This window comes from Klebsiella sp. Q2 (genome assembly GCF_009900705.1).
Taxonomy (GTDB): Bacteria; Pseudomonadota; Gammaproteobacteria; order Enterobacterales; family Enterobacteriaceae; genus Klebsiella; species Klebsiella quasipneumoniae.
In genome coordinates this window covers 543,504-560,230 of record NZ_JAAABE010000004.1, presented here as the reverse complement: position 1 = coordinate 560,230, position 16,727 = coordinate 543,504, and the positions used below count along the sequence as shown (strand labels likewise).

Here is a 16,727-nt window from a genome sequence, read left to right as displayed (position 1 = left end):
GTTCAATGTGTTTTGGCTCGCAATTTTTCGCTTCCCCGATTGGCTTAATGTAAAAAATTAGTTAACAATGCTATCAGGTCAGACCACTTGTTTGTCTTGGTTAACAGGGGAGAGTTATGAGTCAGGCATTACCGCTTATCACCCGGCAGGGCGATCGCATTGCCATTGTCACAGGGTTACGCACGCCGTTTGCGCGTCAGGCGACGGCATTTCATGGCATTCCCGCCGTTGATTTAGGAAAAATGGTGGTTGGCGAAATGCTGGCGCGCAGCGACATTCCTGCGCAAGCCATTGAGCAACTGGTCTTTGGTCAGGTCGTGCAGATGCCGGAGGCGCCGAATATCGCCCGGGAAATTGTGCTCGGTACCGGAATGAGCGTGCACACCGACGCTTACAGTGTCAGTCGCGCCTGCGCCACCAGCTTCCAGGCCGTGGCGAATGTCGCCGAAAGCCTGATGGCCGGCACCATCCGCGCCGGTATCGCCGGCGGTGCCGACTCCTCCTCTGTGTTGCCTATCGGCGTCAGCAAAACGCTGGCCCGCGCGCTGGTAGATGCGAACAAAGCCCGCACGCTGAGCCAGAAACTGAAGCTGTTTTCCCGCCTGCGGCCGCGCGACCTGCTGCCGGTTCCCCCGGCGGTTGCTGAATATTCAACCGGCTTACGGATGGGCGATACCGCCGAGCAGATGGCGAAAAGCTGGGGGATCACCCGGGAACAACAGGATGCGCTGGCACATCGTTCACACCAGCTGGCAGCGAAAGCCTGGGAGGAGGGCAAGCTGTCCGCAGAGGTGATGACCGCCTATGCTTCTCCCTTCCGCGAACCGCTGGAGCAGGATAACAATATCCGTAAAAATTCAACCCTCGCGGATTACCAAAAGTTACGTCCGGCCTTCGACCGTAAACATGGCACCGTTACCGCCGCCAACAGCACGCCGCTGACGGATGGCGCGGCGGCGGTGATCCTGATGACCGAGTCGCGGGCCAAAGAGCTGGGTCTGACGCCGTTGGGTTATCTGCGCAGCTATGCCTTTACCGCCATCGATGTCTGGCAGGATATGCTGCTGGGGCCCGCATGGTCCACGCCGCTGGCGCTGGAGCGCGCTGGCCTGACGCTGGCGGATCTCACGCTTATCGATATGCACGAAGCTTTCGCCGCGCAGACGCTGGCCAATCTCCAGTGTCTGGCAAGCGACCGCTTTTCCCGCGAGGTGCTGGGCCGCGCGCAGGCCACCGGTGAGGTGGATGAGAGTAAATTTAACGTCCTCGGCGGCTCTATCGCCTACGGTCACCCCTTTGCCGCCACCGGCGCGCGGATGATCACCCAGACGCTGCATGAGCTGCGGCGACGGGGAGGGGGATTTGGTCTGGTGACGGCCTGCGCGGCAGGCGGTCTGGGCGCGGCGATGATTGTGGAGGCTGAATAATGGATACTGTTTCCGCTTTTAAGCTTGAGGTCCGTGCGGACAAAATCGCGGTGATCACCATTGATGCTCCGGGTGAAAAAATGAATACCCTGAAGGCCGAGTTCGGCAATCAGGTGCGGGGACTGATACGCCAGATACGCGACGATAAGTCGGTGCGCGGCGTGGTATTTATCTCCGCCAAAGCCGATAACTTTATCGCCGGCGCAGACATCAACATGATTGCCCGCTGCCGCAGCGCGCAGGAGGCGGAAGCGCTGGCGCGCCAGGGGCAGCAGATTATGGCCGAAATCCATGGCTTGTCGATTCCGGTCATTGCCGCCATCCATGGCGCCTGTCTGGGCGGCGGACTGGAGCTGGCGCTGGCCTGCCATGGCCGCATCTGTAGCGATGACGAAAAAACCCGACTCGGGTTGCCGGAGGTACAGCTTGGTCTGCTGCCGGGTTCCGGTGGGACGCAGCGTTTACCGCGGCTAATCGGCGTCAGCACGGCGCTGGATATGATGCTCACCGGCAGGCAATTACGGCCGCGCCAGGCGCTGAAGGCCGGTCTGGTGGACGAGGTGGTGCCGCAGACAATTTTACTGCAGGCGGCGGTGGAGCTGGCGCTGAAGGGACGCCCGACCAGCCGCGAGGTGCCGGTTCGCGAACGCGTGCTGGCGGGCCCCCTCGGTCGCCATCTGTTATTTCAGTACGTCGGCAAGCAAACGCAGCGCAAGACCCAGGGCAACTACCCGGCGGTGAAGCGAATTTTGCAGGTCGTCGAGAATGGTCTGGCCCACGGCTGCAGCAGCGGTTACGCCGAAGAGGCCCGCGCGTTTGGCGAACTGGCGATGACCCCGCAGTCGCAGGCGCTGCGATCGATCTTCTTTGCCAGTACCGATCTGAAAAAAGACCGTGGCGCTGAGGCGGAACCCGCTCCGCTGAGAAGCGTTGCAGTCCTGGGCGGCGGCCTGATGGGCGGGGGGATCGCCTATGTGACCGCCTGTAAAGGCGGACTGCCGGTGCGAATTAAAGATATTCAGCCGAGCGGGATCAACCACGCCTTAAAGTACAGCTGGGATCTGCTGAACAAACAGGTTCGCCAGCGCCGACTGCGCCCCAGCGAGCGCGATCGTCAGCTGGCGCTGATCACAGGCACTACCGACTATCAGGGCTTTGCCCATCGCGACGTGGTGATTGAGGCGGTATTCGAAGACCTGGCGCTGAAACAGCGGATGGTCAGTGAAGTGGAGCAAAACGGCGGGCCGCAGACTATCTTTGCCTCGAATACGTCGTCGTTACCAATAGGCGATATAGCCGCCCATGCCAGCCACCCTGAGCGGGTGGTCGGCCTGCACTTTTTCAGTCCGGTGGAGAAAATGCCGCTGGTTGAGGTGATCCCGCATAAGGGAACCGATCCGCAGACCATTGCCACGGTGGTGCAACTGGCTAAACGTCAGGGGAAAACGCCGATCGTCGTGGCGGACAAAGCGGGCTTCTATGTGAACCGCATTCTCGCGCCGTATATAAATGAAGCGATGCGTCTGCTGGTGGAGGGAGAACCGGTTGAGGTGATTGATAAGGCCCTGGTGAAATTCGGTTTTCCGGTGGGACCGGTTCAACTGCTGGATGAGGTGGGTATCGATACCGGCACCAAAATTATTCCCGTACTGGAGAATGCCTTTGGAGAACGTTTTAGCCCGCCTGCAAACATCATTGACGCGATTTTGAAGGACGATCGCAAAGGTAGAAAAAATAATCGTGGTTTCTATCTTTATGAGATAAAAGGGCGTAAAAGCAAAAAACGGCCCGACCCGGCAGTCTATCCGCTGCTGGGCATCGACCGCCCGCAGTCGCGGTTGTCCGCGCAGCAGGTGGCTGAGCGCTGTGTGATGCTGATGCTTAACGAGGCGGCGCGCTGCTTTGATGAGCAGATCATCCGTAGCGCGCGCGATGGTGATATCGGCGCCGTATTTGGTATAGGGTTTCCGCCATTTCTTGGCGGCCCGTTCCGGTATATGGATACTATCGGCGCGGGTGAAGTTGCCGCGATCCTGCAGCGCCTGGCCGCCCAGTACGGCCCACGTTTTACACCCTGTGACACTTTGTTACGCATGGCCGAACAGGGGACCACCTTTTGGCCAGCGGATGAACGGCTGACCTAAGTTGTGGTCAAAGAAGGTAAATCCGGCTGCGGATGACGCTGTTGATTGGCTGTTTTGTAAACAATCATTGACTATACTTACGCCATTGAGGTAAAAAACAGCGTTTCATTCGTTGAATGGATCAGGCACAATGCCCGGCCACCGGGTTGCCTGCGTATTGTCTTCGCAGGCTAAACTTCGGTGCTTCTGGTTAACAAAAGCGGTGCAATATGCAAGTTTTTATTATGCGTCACGGCGACGCTGCCCTCGATGCAGCCAGCGACTCGGTTCGTCCATTAACCGTATGCGGTTGTGATGAGTCTCGTCAGATGGCAACCTGGCTGAAAGGTCAAAAAGTGGATATTGAGCGCGTTCTTGTCAGTCCCTATCTGCGTGCGGAACAGACGCTGGATATTGTTGGGGAGTGCATGAACCTGCCGAAACATGTCGACGTGATGCCGGAACTCACGCCGTGCGGCGATGTAGGTATGGTGAGCGCCTATCTGCAGGCGCTGGCAAATGAAGGCGTGGCGACGGCGCTGGTCGTCTCCCACCTGCCGCTGGTGGGGTACCTCGTCTCAGAGCTGTGCCCGGGGGAAACGCCCCCTATGTTCACCACCTCGGCTATCGCCTGCGTCAATCTGGACGCCGACGGCAAGGGTGAATACCTCTGGCAGAAAAGCCCCTGCAACCTCAAAATGGCCAACGCCATCTGACGGCCCCGGAGCTCGCCGTCAAGGCAGCTCCGGTGGTTGCCACTCCTCGACCTCAATCAGAATCAGCAGTGCGGCGTCACCGCCGTACTCTTTTGGCGCCTGATGAAAAGCCATGATGTGTGGATGCTGCGCCAGCCACAGCGGGGTTTGCTGTTTGAGAATGTGCTTGCCGTGCCCGTGCATCACGCAGGCGCAAAACACATGCTCGCGGCGGCAGGCGGCAATCAGCGCGCCCAGTTCCTGTTTGGCCTGCTGCTGGGTGAGCCCATGCAAATCGAGAAACAGTTCCGGCGAATAATCCCCACGGCGCAGCTTTTTCAGCTCAAAATGGCTGACGTCGGCGCGGACATATTTCGTCGAGCCTTCGGTATTCAGTAGCGGCTGAAACTCATCGGAAAAATAGTGGCTGTTGTCGGCCTGTTCCTGCAACAGACGCTTAGGGGCAACCTCGGTGATTTTCTTGCGCTGCGGGCGGTGCACGATGGTGTCCTGTTTGATCTGCCGCGTGCCAGTCATCAGCTGACGGAACAGCGCCTGATCCTCCTCGCTAAGCGATGTCTTCTTTTTCATTGTCCGCTCTCATTAATACTTTGCGCTAGTTTACCCGACTCAATATCCCTTCGGGCAAGGAAAACCTGTTTTTTCCCCCGCCACCCCACGCAAGAATGCTGATTTATCGCCGTCTTCATGGCACACTAGCCGCCGAATTTATAGCAGAGTGTGCCCTGGAGGATGTCGTGGATAAAATTTTTGTTGATGAGGCAGTCAATGAGCTGCATACCATTCAGGACATGCTGCGCTGGGCGGTAAGCCGTTTCAGCGCTGCTAATATCTGGTACGGTCACGGGACTGACAACCCGTGGGACGAGGCGGTACAACTGGTGCTGCCTTCGCTGTATCTGCCGCTGGATATCCCGGAAGATATGCGCACTGCGCGCCTGACCTCCAGCGAGAAACACCGCATTGTAGAGCGGGTGATTCGCCGCGTGAACGAGCGTATTCCCGTCGCCTATCTGACCAACAAAGCGTGGTTCTGCGGCCATGAGTTTTACGTTGATGAGCGGGTGCTGGTGCCGCGCTCCCCGATCGGCGAACTGATCAATAACCAGTTTGCCGGTCTAATTAACCATAAGCCGCAGCATATCCTTGATATGTGCACCGGCAGCGGCTGCATCGCCATCGCCTGCGCCTATGCCTTCCCGGAAGCCGAAGTCGACGCCGTGGATATCTCCCCGGACGCGCTGGCCGTCGCCGAGCACAACGTGGAATCCCATGGCCTGATCCATCACGTGACCCCGATCCGTTCCGACCTGTTTCGCGATCTGCCGAAGCTACAGTACGATCTGATCGTCACTAATCCGCCGTATGTCGATGAAGAGGACATGGCCGACCTGCCGGAAGAGTATGAGCATGAGCCGGTACTGGGTCTGGCCTCCGGAAGCGATGGCCTGAAGCTGACGCGCCGCATCCTCGGCAATGCGCCGGATTATCTCAGCGACGACGGCATTCTGATTTGTGAAGTCGGTAACAGCATGGTACATCTGATGGAGCAGTATCCGGACGTGCCGTTTACCTGGCTTGAGTTTGATAACGGCGGCGACGGCGTCTTTATGCTGACCAAACAACAGCTGATTGACGCTCGCGCGCACTTCGGTATTTATAAAGACTAAAAAAAACAACACGCCAACATAACGACAAATAATGGAGCCGTGATGGCAGGAAATACAATTGGACAACTCTTTCGCGTCACCACCTTCGGCGAGTCGCACGGCCTGGCGCTTGGCTGCATCGTTGATGGTGTGCCGCCGGGCATTCCGCTGACCGAAGCCGATCTGCAGCACGACCTCGATCGTCGTCGCCCGGGCACCTCGCGTTACACCACGCAGCGTCGCGAGCCGGATCAGGTCAAAATCCTCTCCGGCGTCTTCGAAGGCGTCACCACCGGGACCAGTATCGGGCTGCTGATTGAGAACACCGATCAGCGTTCGCAGGATTACGGCGCGATCAAAGATCTGTTTCGTCCTGGCCATGCGGATTACACCTACGAACAAAAGTATGGTCTACGCGACTATCGTGGCGGCGGTCGCTCCTCCGCCCGCGAAACCGCGATGCGCGTGGCGGCCGGGGCGATTGCCAAAAAATTCCTCGCCGCGAAGTTCGGCATCGTCATTCGCGGTTGCCTGACGCAGATGGGCGACATTCCGCTGGCCATTAAGGACTGGGAACAGGTTGAACAGAATCCCTTCTTCTGCCCGGAACCGGAGAAAATCGACGCTCTCGATGAACTGATGCGCGGTCTGAAAAAAGAGGGCGACTCCATTGGCGCCAAAGTTACCGTCGTCGCCGACGGCGTACCGCCGGGCCTTGGCGAGCCGGTCTTTGACCGCCTTGACGCCGATATCGCCCATGCGCTGATGAGCATCAACGCCGTGAAAGGCGTGGAGATTGGCGACGGTTTCGAGGTGGTGAAGCTGCGCGGCAGCGAAAACCGCGATGAGATCACCAAAGCCGGATTCCAGAGCAACCACGCCGGCGGCATTCTTGGCGGCATCAGCAGCGGTCAGCAGATCGTTGCCAACATCGCGCTGAAGCCGACCTCCAGTATTACCGTTCCCGGTCATACCATTAACCGCTTTGGCGAAGAGGTGGAGATGATCACCAAAGGGCGTCACGATCCGTGCGTCGGCATTCGCGCCGTACCGATCGCTGAGGCCATGCTGGCGATCGTTTTAATGGATCATTTTATGCGTCAGCGCGCGCAGAATGGCGACGTGACGACGACAATTCCACGCTGGTAACCATGAAAAACACCGTTATCGCCCTGTTGGCGCTGCTGGCCAGCGCCGGCAGCCTGGCCGCCACGCCATGGCAGAAGATATCCCAGCCAATCGGCGGCAGCGCGCAGTCGATTGGCGCGTTCTCCAATGGCTGTATCGTTGGCGCCGAGGCGCTGCCGCTGAACGCTGTCGGCTATCAGGTGATGCGTACCGATCAGCGGCGCTACTTCGGTCATCCGGATCTGATTCAGTTTATTCAGCGCCTGAGCAATCAGGTGCACAATAAAGGCATGGGGACCGTGCTGATTGGCGACATGGGGATGCCGGCAGGCGGCCGTTTTAACGGCGGCCACGCCAGCCATCAGACGGGCCTCGATGTCGATATCTTCCTCCAGCTGCCGCAGACGCGCTGGACATCGTCCCAGCTGCTGAAGCCGCAGGCCCTGGATCTGGTCGCCAGCGATGGCAAACGCGTGGTACCGTCGCTGTGGAGTCCGCAAATCAGCCAGCTGATCAAGCTGGCGGCGGAAGATAGCGAGGTGACCCGCATCTTCGTCAACCCGGCGATTAAACAGCAGCTGTGCCTGGACGCGGGAAGCGACCGCCAGTGGCTGCGCAAAGTTCGTCCCTGGTTCCAGCATCGCGCCCATATGCACGTCCGTCTGCGCTGCCCGGCAGGCAGCCTGGAGTGCGAAGATCAGGCGCCACCGCCGGCCGGCGATGGCTGCGGAGCGGAGCTGCAGAGCTGGTTCGAGCCACCTAAACCCGGGTCTACCCCACCTGTGAAGAAGACGCCGCCGCCGTTGCCGCCTTCCTGCCAGGCGCTACTGGATGAGCATGTGCTGTAATGGATAGTTTTATCGAGTTGTTTTCCGTATCGCCGCTGGTGCTGGTGGTGCTTTTTTTTGTCGCCATCCTGGCCGGTTTTATTGATTCACTGGCCGGGGGCGGGGGCTTACTGACCGTGCCGGCGCTTATGGCGGCAGGCATGCCGCCGGCCCAGGCGCTGGCGACCAATAAGCTGCAGGCCTGCGGCGGATCGCTGTCGGCGACCCTCTACTTTGTCCGGCGCAAGGTGGTCAATCTCGCCGATCAGAAGCTGAATATTCTGATGACCTTTATCGGTTCAACCGCCGGCGCGCTGCTGGTCCAGCACGTGCAGTCCGATATTCTTAAGCAGATCCTGCCGTTGCTGGTGATCGGCATCGGTCTCTATTTTCTGCTGATGCCGAAACTGGGCGAAGCGGACCGGCAGCGTCGGCTCTACGGTCTGCCGTTTGCGCTGGTCGCTGGCGGCAGCGTCGGGTTTTACGACGGTTTTTTCGGCCCCGGCGCCGGTTCGTTTTATGCGCTGGCGTTTGTCACCCTCGCCGGGTTTAACCTGGCGAAGTCGACGGCCCACGCCAAACTGCTCAACGCCACCTCGAACGTCGGCGGCCTGCTGCTGTTTATTATCGGCGGGAAGGTTATCTGGGCCACCGGCTTTGTGATGATGGCCGGACAGTTTATTGGCGCCCGCGCCGGCTCCCGGCTGGTGCTGAGTAAAGGGCAATCGCTGATCCGACCGATGATCGTTATCGTCTCGGCGGTGATGAGCGCGAAGCTTCTCTACGACAGCCACGGGGCGGAGATTTTGCAGTGGTTGGGAATTCATTAATGCAACAGCAACACCATTATCAGCAGCTGATCGATCTCTTCGATAGCTGCTTTGCCGCAGATTTTAATACTCGCCTGGTGAAAGGCGACGATGAGCCGATCTACCTTCCGGCAGACGATGGCACGCCATATCACCGTATCGTCTTCGCGCACGGTTTTTTTGCCAGCGCTCTGCACGAGATCTCCCACTGGTGTATCGCCGGCAAGGCTCGCCGCGAACAGGTGGATTTTGGCTACTGGTACTGCCCGGACGGTCGCGATGCAATGACCCAAAGCCAGTTTGAGGACGTCGAGGTGAAACCGCAGGCCCTGGAGTGGCTGTTCTGCGTGGCGGCGGGATTTCCGTTTAACGTCAGCTGTGACAATCTGGAAGGTGACGTCGAACCCGATCGCATCGCCTTTCAGCGCCGGGTACATGCCCAGGTGATGACTCTGCTTGAACAAGGGATCCCCGAACGTCCGGCGCGTCTTATTCGCGCACTACAACACTATTATCAAACGCCGCCATTGACGGCAGAACACTTTCCGTGGCCGGAAGACCTGCACTAAGGCCACACATTACATGACAAGAGGTAAGACGATGATCGCGGAGTTTGAATCACGCATTCTGGCGCTGATTGACAACATGGTAGACCACGCCAGTGATGATGAACTGTTTGCCGGCGGTTATCTGCGCGGCCACCTGACGCTGGCGGTGGCAGAGCTGGAAGGTGAGGGCGAGCATTCAGCTGAAGCGGTACACAGCAAAGTCAGCCATAGCCTGGAGAAAGCCATCGGCGCTGGCGAGCTGTCGCCGCCGGACCAAATTCTGGTGCAGGGCATGTGGGAAAACCTGTATCTGCAGGCAAAAAATCAGGCCTGAGCCATGTTGTAGCCCGGGTCAGGCGTCAGCCGTACCCGGGAAATTGCCTGCCCTCATGGTTTTATTTCACCGCTTTTCCCTTCAGCAGTTTTCTCACCCATAGCCGATTCGGATTCAGCGCCGCCAGGGTGTCGCTATCCAGCGGCAGTGGTTCAGCGCTCATCTGCGCCGCCAGTATCTCAGCGCTTAACGGCGCGGTGCAAATGCCTCGCGATCCGAGGGCGCCAAGCATAAACAGGTTATGAAAGACCGGCGCGTTACCGGCGCTATCCTGCCGTTCGTGGAGGTCGGCGTATTGCGTCAATGTCGCCGCATAGTCCGGGACGTTGCCGACCATCGGCAGATGATCGCGGGTGGCGCAGCGCACGCCGCAGCGGGCGTCACTGGCGCTGATATCCACGTCCTGCGGCCACTCCGCGCCCGGGAAGCAGTCGATCAGCCGTTGCCGGTTGTGCTGCTGATCTTCTTCGCTGAAGGTGGTGTCGGTTTTGCCGCGATGGTAGCTGGCGCCAATACAATGCTGCTGGTTTTGCGGATTCTGCGGCGTCAGGTAGCCATCGTAGCACAGCACCTGGCGCAAGGCGGAAAGCCGCGGGGTGGTGGGTATATGGCTGACCTGGCCACCCACGGGATAAACGGGCAACGGCGCGGTTTGCGCAAAATCCGCGATGCGGTGGCCGTTGGCCAGCACGACCGCCTGATGATAGCGCTGGTGGTTGAGCAGCCAGCCATCGCCTTCTGCACTCAGCGTCTCGACCTGATAACCATAATGCACGTGCAGACCGCGAGTTGCCGCCAGCGCCAGCAGCTCGGCGGTGAGCTGCTGTGGACACAGCCAACCGCCGGCCGGATAGGTTATGCCGCCGCAGCCGGTCTCGACGCCGGTCAGCTCCGCGGCCTGATCCGCCGTCACCGCGCAGGCGATATCAGGGGGCAACTCCAGGGCCAGCATCTGGGCGATTTTGTGCGCGCTTTTTTCATCCCAGCCAAGCTGGGTGACCCCGCACCATTGATGATCGAACAGCACCGGCAGCGCGTCGTAGGTGCGGCGGGCGAAGGTAAAGGCGGCCGGGAAAAAGCGCGCCAGCGCCGGATCGTGCTGGCTTAACAGCGGGTAGAGCGCGCCCTGGCGATTACCGGAGGCGCCCTGCGCCGGGGCGTCGTCCGCGCAGTAGAGGGTCACCTGCCAGCCGCGACGCAGCAGCGCCAGGGAGAGCAGGGCGCTGGCGATACCGCCGCCGACGATGGCCGCTTCGCGGGCCTCGCTGCCTCGGCGGGCGAACCAGGGCGCGCGCGCCGGAAAGGCCAGCGTTTGCGCCATCTCGCCGGTCAGCATCTCCCGTTTGCGGCCGAAGCCCTTGGTTTTACGCAGGGTAAATCCGGCTTCCTGCAGGCCGCGGCGGACAAAACCGGCGGAGGTAAAAGTGGCCAGCGTTCCGCCGGGACGCGCCAGGCGCGCCATGGCATTGAACAGATCCTGGGTCCACATGTCGGGATTTTTCGCCGGGGCAAAGCCGTCGAGAAACCAGGCGTCCACCTGCTGATTCAGCGAATCATCCAGCTCTCTGGTCAGCTCGTTGATATCGCCAAACCACAGATCGAGCGTCACCCGTCCGCCGTCGAGCAGCAGACGATGGCACCCGGCGAAGGCCGAAGGCCATTGCGCCTGCAGCTGTTCTGCCCATGGGGCCAGCTCTGGCCAGCGCTGGTGCGCCAGGCGGAGATCTTCCGCCTTCAGCGGATATTTCTCAAAACTGATGAAATGTAACCTTTGCAGGGTAACGTCCGGGTTATCGCGAACAAAAACGTCAAACGCCTGCCAGAGGGTGAGGAAATTGAGCCCGGTGCCGAAGCCGCTCTCCGCGACGATCAACAGCGGGCGAGGGTGGCTGGAGAAGCGCTCCGGCAGGCGATTTCCGCCGAGAAAGACGTAGCGCGTCTCTTCCAGACCGTTGTCATTGGAAAAGTAAACATCGTCGAAATCTCGGGAAACAGGTGTACCCTCAGCATTGAATTCCAGGTTGGCGGGTTGTATAGCGTTTTGTTTCACGTAAGTTACTCGAATCACAAGGCGTAGCGCGATCTTAGCGATGTGTGCCTGAGGGCGCAAATTTATACACAAAATGTCTGATCGGACTTGTTCGGCGTACAAGTGTACGCTATTGTGCGACACGAAACTTAAAATAGTGCGACTTACAGAGGTATTTAATGAAACGTGCAGTGATTACTGGCTTGGGCATCGTTTCCAGCATCGGTAATAACCAGCAGGAAGTCCTGGCATCTCTGCGTGAAGGACGTTCAGGGATCACTTTCTCTCAGGAGCTTAAAGATTCAGGGATGCGCAGCCACGTATGGGGCAACGTTAAACTGGATACCACTGGCCTCATTGACCGCAAAGTAGTGCGCTTCATGAGCGACGCCTCCATCTATGCTTACCTGTCCATGGAACAGGCCGTTGCCGACGCAGGTCTGGCGCCGGAAGCATACCAGAATAACCCGCGTGTCGGCCTGATCGCAGGCTCCGGCGGCGGCTCCCCGAAATTCCAGGTCTTCGGCGCTGATGCCATGCGTAGCCCGCGTGGTCTGAAAGCCGTGGGTCCGTATGTGGTCACCAAAGCGATGGCTTCCGGCGTTTCCGCCTGCCTCGCCACGCCGTTTAAAATCCACGGCGTTAACTACTCCATCAGCTCCGCCTGCGCCACTTCCGCACACTGCATCGGTAATGCGGTAGAGCAGATTCAGCTGGGCAAACAGGATATCGTCTTTGCCGGCGGCGGCGAAGAACTGTGCTGGGAAATGGCCTGCGAGTTCGACGCCATGGGCGCGCTGTCCACCAAATACAACGACACTCCAGAAAAAGCCTCCCGCACCTATGACGCCAACCGTGACGGCTTCGTTATCGCCGGCGGCGGCGGTATGGTCGTGGTGGAAGAGCTGGAACATGCTCTGGCGCGCGGCGCGCACATCTATGCCGAAATCGTCGGCTATGGCGCAACCTCCGATGGCGCAGACATGGTAGCTCCATCGGGTGAAGGCGCAGTGCGCTGTATGCAGATGGCGATGCACGGCGTGGATACCCCGATCGACTACCTGAACTCTCACGGCACCTCCACGCCGGTCGGCGACGTGAAAGAGCTGGGCGCGATCCGCGAAGTGTTCGGCGATAACAGCCCGGCTATCTCGGCGACCAAAGCGATGACCGGCCACTCGCTGGGCGCGGCGGGCGTACAGGAAGCTATCTACTCCCTGCTGATGCTGGAGCACGGCTTTATCGCGCCGAGCATCAACGTCGAAGAGCTGGACGAGCAGGCAGCCGGCCTGAACATCGTCACCAAACCGACTGACGCTAAGCTGACCACCGTGATGTCCAACAGCTTCGGCTTCGGCGGCACCAACGCCACGCTGGTGATGCGTAAATACAACGCCTAATCAGCACTCGATGCACTGAGGGGAGCCACCGGCTCCCCTTTTTTGTCATCTTGACAGGGTAAGGTCCCGCAGGCACACTGCTGGCGAATCCATTAGTCTCTCCACTAATGCGTAAGCGTTTAACGTCAACCAACGCGCCTTAACCCTGATAGTCAGGTGGAGGGGGCGTGTCGCTTTGCTCGCCTTACTCTGCGAATCTGGAGTAATGCATGTCCGCAGTCACTGAAACAACATCTCATTCTTCCGCGAATTTTTCGCTTTTTCGCATTACATTCGCCGTCTTTTTGACCTATATGACCGTCGGTTTGCCGCTGCCGGTGATCCCGCTATTTGTCCATCAGGAGCTGGGATTTGGTAACACTGTGGTCGGCGTGGCGGTGGGGATCCAGTTCCTCGCCACCGTTCTGACCCGCGGCTACGCCGGGCGTCTGGCAGACCAGTACGGCGCCAAACGTTCCGTCCTGCAGGGGATGCTGGCCTGCGCCCTGGCCGGTGCGGCCTGGCTGGCCGCTGCGCTGCTGCCGCTGCCGGTGTTCGCGAAGTTGGGCCTGTTGCTGCTGGGCCGCCTGATCCTCGGGTTTGGCGAAAGCCAGCTGCTGACCGGCAACCTGAGCTGGGGGATGGGCCTGGTGGGGCCGGCCCGCTCCGGCAAAGTGATGTCATGGAACGGCATGGCGATGTACGGTTCGCTGGCGGTGGGCGCCCCGCTGGGATTGTTAATATATAGCCATTTTGGCGTGGCGGTCCTCGCCTGCGTCACCATGACACTGCCGCTCGTCGCCTGGCTCATCAACGGGACGGTGCGCAAAGTGGCGGCGCACGGAGGCGAGCGGCCTTCACTGTGGAGCGTCATCGGCATGATCTGGCGGCCGGGGATTGGTCTGGGCCTGCAGGGCGTCGGCTTTGCGGTGATCGGCACCTTCGTCTCCCTCTATTTTGCCAGCCATCACTGGCCGATGGCCGGCTTTACCCTGACGGCGTTTGGCGGCGCTTTTGTGCTGATGCGGGTGCTGTTCGGCTGGATGCCGGATCGGTTTGGCGGCGTTAAAGTGGCGATGGTCTCGCTGCTGATAGAGGCGGTCGGTCTGACGCTGCTGGGGCTGGCGTCGGGCGTCTGGGTAGCGCTGGCCGGCGCGGCGCTGACCGGATGCGGCTGTTCGCTTATTTTCCCGTCGCTTGGCGTGGAGGTGGTGAAGCGCGTCCCGGCGCAGGTGCGCGGCACTGCGCTCGGCGGCTATGCGGCCTTTCAGGATATCTCTTATGGCCTGACCGGGCCGCTGACCGGTCTACTGGCCACTTCGCTGGGCTACTCGTCGGTATTTCTTGCCGGCGCCCTCTGCGCGGCGCTGGGGATCCTCGTCACCCTCATCTCATTTCGCCGCTAGGTTGTTGTCCGGCCTGAAACCGCTGTAGTCAACACCGTGGCGTTTGGCATGAAAGGGAGCCGTAAACGCCACCTGTGCCTGCTGGGCTACAGCAGGAGCCACAGCACCAGGAGCAGGACAACCGCTCCCAGCGCCAGCTGCCAGGGCTTAGCGGCCCATGTCCGCCGGGTCACGGGCTCCTCCTGCGGGATCGCCAGCGTCTCCTGGGCGCGGGCTACCCGCAGCACAAACACCTTGTTCAACAGCGCCAGGATCTGCGCCGGGCTCAGCGTGGTCTGCGGCGTAACCTGCCAGTTGCGACGGGCAAAGTCGACAATCTTCTGCCACTCTGCGGTCTCAAGCGGCTGCTTGAGCGCCCCCTGCAGTGAGGTCAGCGTCGGCGCGGTTTGCGCGCTGAGGGTCTGCCGCGCCTGTAGCCAGTAGGAAAGCGGCGTGAAGTGCGTCGCCGGGATCAGCTCCCCTGACTTGACGCCGCAAAGTTCCAGCATGGACTGCCAAATCAGCTTGCTTGGTTCGCCGGTGGCGGCCGCCAGCTTCGTCACCAGCTGATTGAGCGTGTTGTGCTCGGCTGGCAACAGCGGGCGGAGGGTCGGCGGGCGCTGCTGCGGCTGCGGGATAGACAGCTGACCACGCTGCAGCAGATGCAGAATGTGCTCCAGTTGCGTCTGGCTGAGGGCATGCAGCGCCGTTTGCCCATAATGCTGACGAATATAATCGCTCACCGCCTGACGGTTATTGCCCTGGCCGAGCAGATCGCTGAGCTGCGCCAGGGTCTGGCGATGATGATGATTGTCCTGCGCGGCGGCTAAGCGCTGGTTGAGACTGGCCTCTGCGGCGCTGAAATGGCGGGCCAGCAGGGGCGTGTCGCCTTTTAGTCCGAGATCATGTTTGACGCAGGCCCACACTTCCGCATTCTGCTGCGAGGTCAGCGCCACCAGGCGCGTGATCAATCGCTCCAGGACGGTGCGTTGCTGCATGGAAAGCGAAGGTTCGCCGGTGGCGGCAGTGCCTGATGGGCCTCGCCCAGGAGGACGGTCTGGCATATCTGCAAGGGGGTGCGTCATGATTCATCCTTTCGATATCGCGGTACTGGAACCAGGTGATGAGTATGCCTGGCGGCCAGATTATGGCACACTTCCCCGGTTAACTCTCGTTCTCAGACAGGTACTGAACTGTGAAAATCCTCGTTGATGAAAATATGCCCTATGCCCGTGAGCTCTTTAGCCGTTTAGGCGACGTGCAGGCGATCCCGGGCCGCCCGGTTCCGGCCGATGCCCTGACCGATGCGGATGCCTTAATGGTGCGCTCGGTCACCCGGGTCAATGAAGCATTGCTTGCCGGCAAGGCCATCAGGTTCGTCGGCACCGCGACCGCAGGCACCGATCATGTCGATCAGGCGTGGCTGCAGCAGGCGGGGATTGGTTTCTCCGCGGCGCCCGGCTGCAACGCTATCGCGGTGGTGGAGTATGTCTTTTCAGCGCTGCTGATGCTGGCCGAACGTGACGGCTTCGCGCTGCGCGATCGCACCGTCGGGATCGTCGGCGTCGGTAACGTCGGCGGGCGGCTGCAAAAGCGCCTGGAGGCGTTGGGTATCAAAACCCTGCTTTGCGATCCCCCGCGTGCCGACCGCGGCGACGAAGGCGACTTCCGCTCCCTCGACGATCTGGTCCAGCAAGCTGATGTCATCACCTTCCATACCCCGCTGTATAAAGAAGGGCAATATAAAACCCTGCATCTGGCGGATGAGGCGCTGATTAGCCGCCTGAAGCCCGGAACGATTTTGATCAACGCCTGCCGCGGGCCGGTGGTGGATAACGCTGCATTGCTGAAACGGCTGGAAGCCGGTCAGTCCCTGAGCGTGGTGCTGGACGTTTGGGAGCCGGAGCCGGATCTCAACGTAGAGCTTCTTAAGCGAGTGGATATCGGCACGGCGCATATCGCCGGCTATACCCTTGAAGGGAAGGCGCGCGGGACGACGCAGGTGTTCGAAGCCTATAGCGCCTTTATCGGCCATCCGCAGCAGGTGGCGCTGGATACCCTGTTGCCGGCCCCGGAGTTTGGCCGCATCACCCTGCATGGCCCGCTCGATCAGCCGACGCTGAAAAGACTGGTTCATTTGGTGTATGATGTGCGCCGCGATGATGCGCCGCTGCGGAAGGTGGCGGGCGTCGCCGGTGAATTCGACAAGCTGCGTAAAAATTATCAGGAACGTCGCGAATGGTCTTCGCTGTACGTGCAGTGCAGCGATGAGCAGGCGGCGGCCCTGTTGCGCCAGCTCGGTTTTAACGCCGTGCATCATCCTGTTCGTTAATGTCTTCTTAATGCCCCTGCCGGATACTCCGGCAGGGCCGC

15 protein-coding genes are annotated in these 16,727 nt (G+C 60.1%); 12 read left to right on the top strand and 3 right to left on the bottom strand.

Annotated features, from left to right (window positions below; all coding sequences use genetic code 11):
- The first annotated feature begins 116 nt into the window (after positions 1 to 116).
- The 3 genes from fadI to sixA all read left to right on the top strand — a co-directional run bounded on the left by fadI (position 117) and on the right by sixA (position 4,266).
- A complete protein-coding gene (fadI, locus tag GT756_RS18095) occupies positions 117 to 1,427 on the top strand; it encodes an acetyl-CoA C-acyltransferase FadI (RefSeq protein WP_017899503.1) in 1,311 nt (436 codons plus the stop codon).
- The gene (gene fadJ / locus GT756_RS18090) at positions 1,427 to 3,571 is read left to right on the top strand and encodes a fatty acid oxidation complex subunit alpha FadJ (protein ID WP_023318793.1); all 2,145 of its coding nucleotides are present in this window, start codon (positions 1,427 to 1,429) and stop codon (positions 3,569 to 3,571) included. Before fadI ends, fadJ begins: the two co-directional genes overlap by 1 nt.
- Positions 3,572 to 3,780: 209 nt before the next feature.
- Positions 3,781 to 4,266, top strand: coding sequence for a phosphohistidine phosphatase SixA (gene sixA, locus GT756_RS18085; RefSeq protein WP_004201794.1), 486 nt, complete (start codon positions 3,781 to 3,783; stop codon positions 4,264 to 4,266).
- A gap of 18 nt (positions 4,267 to 4,284) precedes the next feature.
- On the opposite strand, the gene smrB is transcribed toward sixA, so the two are convergent.
- On the bottom strand, positions 4,285 to 4,836 hold the full coding sequence (gene smrB, locus GT756_RS18080) for an endonuclease SmrB (RefSeq protein ID WP_017899504.1): 552 nt from the start codon (positions 4,834 to 4,836) through the stop codon (positions 4,285 to 4,287).
- Between the two features lie 167 nt (positions 4,837 to 5,003).
- Here smrB and prmB point away from each other — a divergent pair, with 167 nt between their 5' ends.
- From prmB to GT756_RS18050, 6 genes are read left to right on the top strand one after another with little or no spacing between them, the layout of a single operon-like run.
- Positions 5,004 to 5,936: a 50S ribosomal protein L3 N(5)-glutamine methyltransferase gene (prmB, locus tag GT756_RS18075; RefSeq protein WP_002913346.1), complete on the top strand. Its 933-nt coding sequence runs from the start codon at positions 5,004 to 5,006 to the stop codon at positions 5,934 to 5,936.
- 42 nt (positions 5,937 to 5,978) lie between these two features.
- Positions 5,979 to 7,064 (top strand): chorismate synthase, encoded by a 1,086-nt coding sequence (aroC, locus tag GT756_RS18070; protein WP_160124976.1) that lies wholly within the window; start codon positions 5,979 to 5,981, stop codon positions 7,062 to 7,064.
- Positions 7,065 to 7,066: 2 nt separating this feature from the next.
- A complete protein-coding gene (mepA, locus tag GT756_RS18065) occupies positions 7,067 to 7,891 on the top strand; it encodes a penicillin-insensitive murein endopeptidase (RefSeq protein ID WP_004201788.1) in 825 nt (274 codons plus the stop codon).
- Positions 7,891 to 8,700, top strand: a complete 810-nt coding sequence (locus tag GT756_RS18060) for a sulfite exporter TauE/SafE family protein (RefSeq protein ID WP_004201787.1) — start codon at positions 7,891 to 7,893, stop codon at positions 8,698 to 8,700. The genes mepA and GT756_RS18060 overlap by 1 nt, the downstream gene beginning before the upstream one ends.
- A complete protein-coding gene (locus tag GT756_RS18055) occupies positions 8,700 to 9,248 on the top strand; it encodes an elongation factor P hydroxylase (RefSeq protein WP_004201786.1) in 549 nt (182 codons plus the stop codon). Before GT756_RS18060 ends, GT756_RS18055 begins: the two co-directional genes overlap by 1 nt.
- Before the next feature lie 31 nt (positions 9,249 to 9,279).
- Complete coding sequence (locus GT756_RS18050) at positions 9,280 to 9,561, top strand: YfcL family protein (RefSeq protein ID WP_004201785.1); 282 nt, start codon at positions 9,280 to 9,282, stop codon at positions 9,559 to 9,561.
- Positions 9,562 to 9,622: 61 nt separating this feature from the next.
- On the opposite strand, the gene mnmC is transcribed toward GT756_RS18050, so the two are convergent.
- Positions 9,623 to 11,611 carry a bifunctional tRNA (5-methylaminomethyl-2-thiouridine)(34)-methyltransferase MnmD/FAD-dependent 5-carboxymethylaminomethyl-2-thiouridine(34) oxidoreductase MnmC gene (gene mnmC, locus GT756_RS18045; RefSeq protein ID WP_160124975.1) on the bottom strand — a complete coding sequence of 663 codons (1,989 nt, stop codon included), beginning with the start codon at positions 11,609 to 11,611 and terminating at the stop codon, positions 9,623 to 9,625.
- Between the two features lie 158 nt (positions 11,612 to 11,769).
- On the opposite strand from mnmC, the gene fabB reads away from it, so the two are divergent.
- On the top strand, positions 11,770 to 12,990 hold the full coding sequence (gene fabB / locus GT756_RS18040; protein ID WP_002913291.1) for a beta-ketoacyl-ACP synthase I: 1,221 nt from the start codon (positions 11,770 to 11,772) through the stop codon (positions 12,988 to 12,990).
- Between the two features lie 209 nt (positions 12,991 to 13,199).
- Positions 13,200 to 14,375: an MFS transporter gene (locus GT756_RS18035; RefSeq protein WP_043520214.1), complete on the top strand. Its 1,176-nt coding sequence runs from the start codon at positions 13,200 to 13,202 to the stop codon at positions 14,373 to 14,375.
- A gap of 86 nt (positions 14,376 to 14,461) precedes the next feature.
- On the opposite strand, the gene flk is transcribed toward GT756_RS18035, so the two are convergent.
- Positions 14,462 to 15,439: a flagella biosynthesis regulator Flk gene (gene flk, locus GT756_RS18030; RefSeq protein WP_043520216.1), complete on the bottom strand. Its 978-nt coding sequence runs from the start codon at positions 15,437 to 15,439 to the stop codon at positions 14,462 to 14,464.
- A gap of 110 nt (positions 15,440 to 15,549) precedes the next feature.
- On the opposite strand from flk, the gene pdxB reads away from it, so the two are divergent.
- Positions 15,550 to 16,686: a 4-phosphoerythronate dehydrogenase PdxB gene (gene pdxB, locus GT756_RS18025; RefSeq protein ID WP_004201779.1), complete on the top strand. Its 1,137-nt coding sequence runs from the start codon at positions 15,550 to 15,552 to the stop codon at positions 16,684 to 16,686.
- The last annotated feature ends 41 nt before the right edge of the window (positions 16,687 to 16,727 follow it).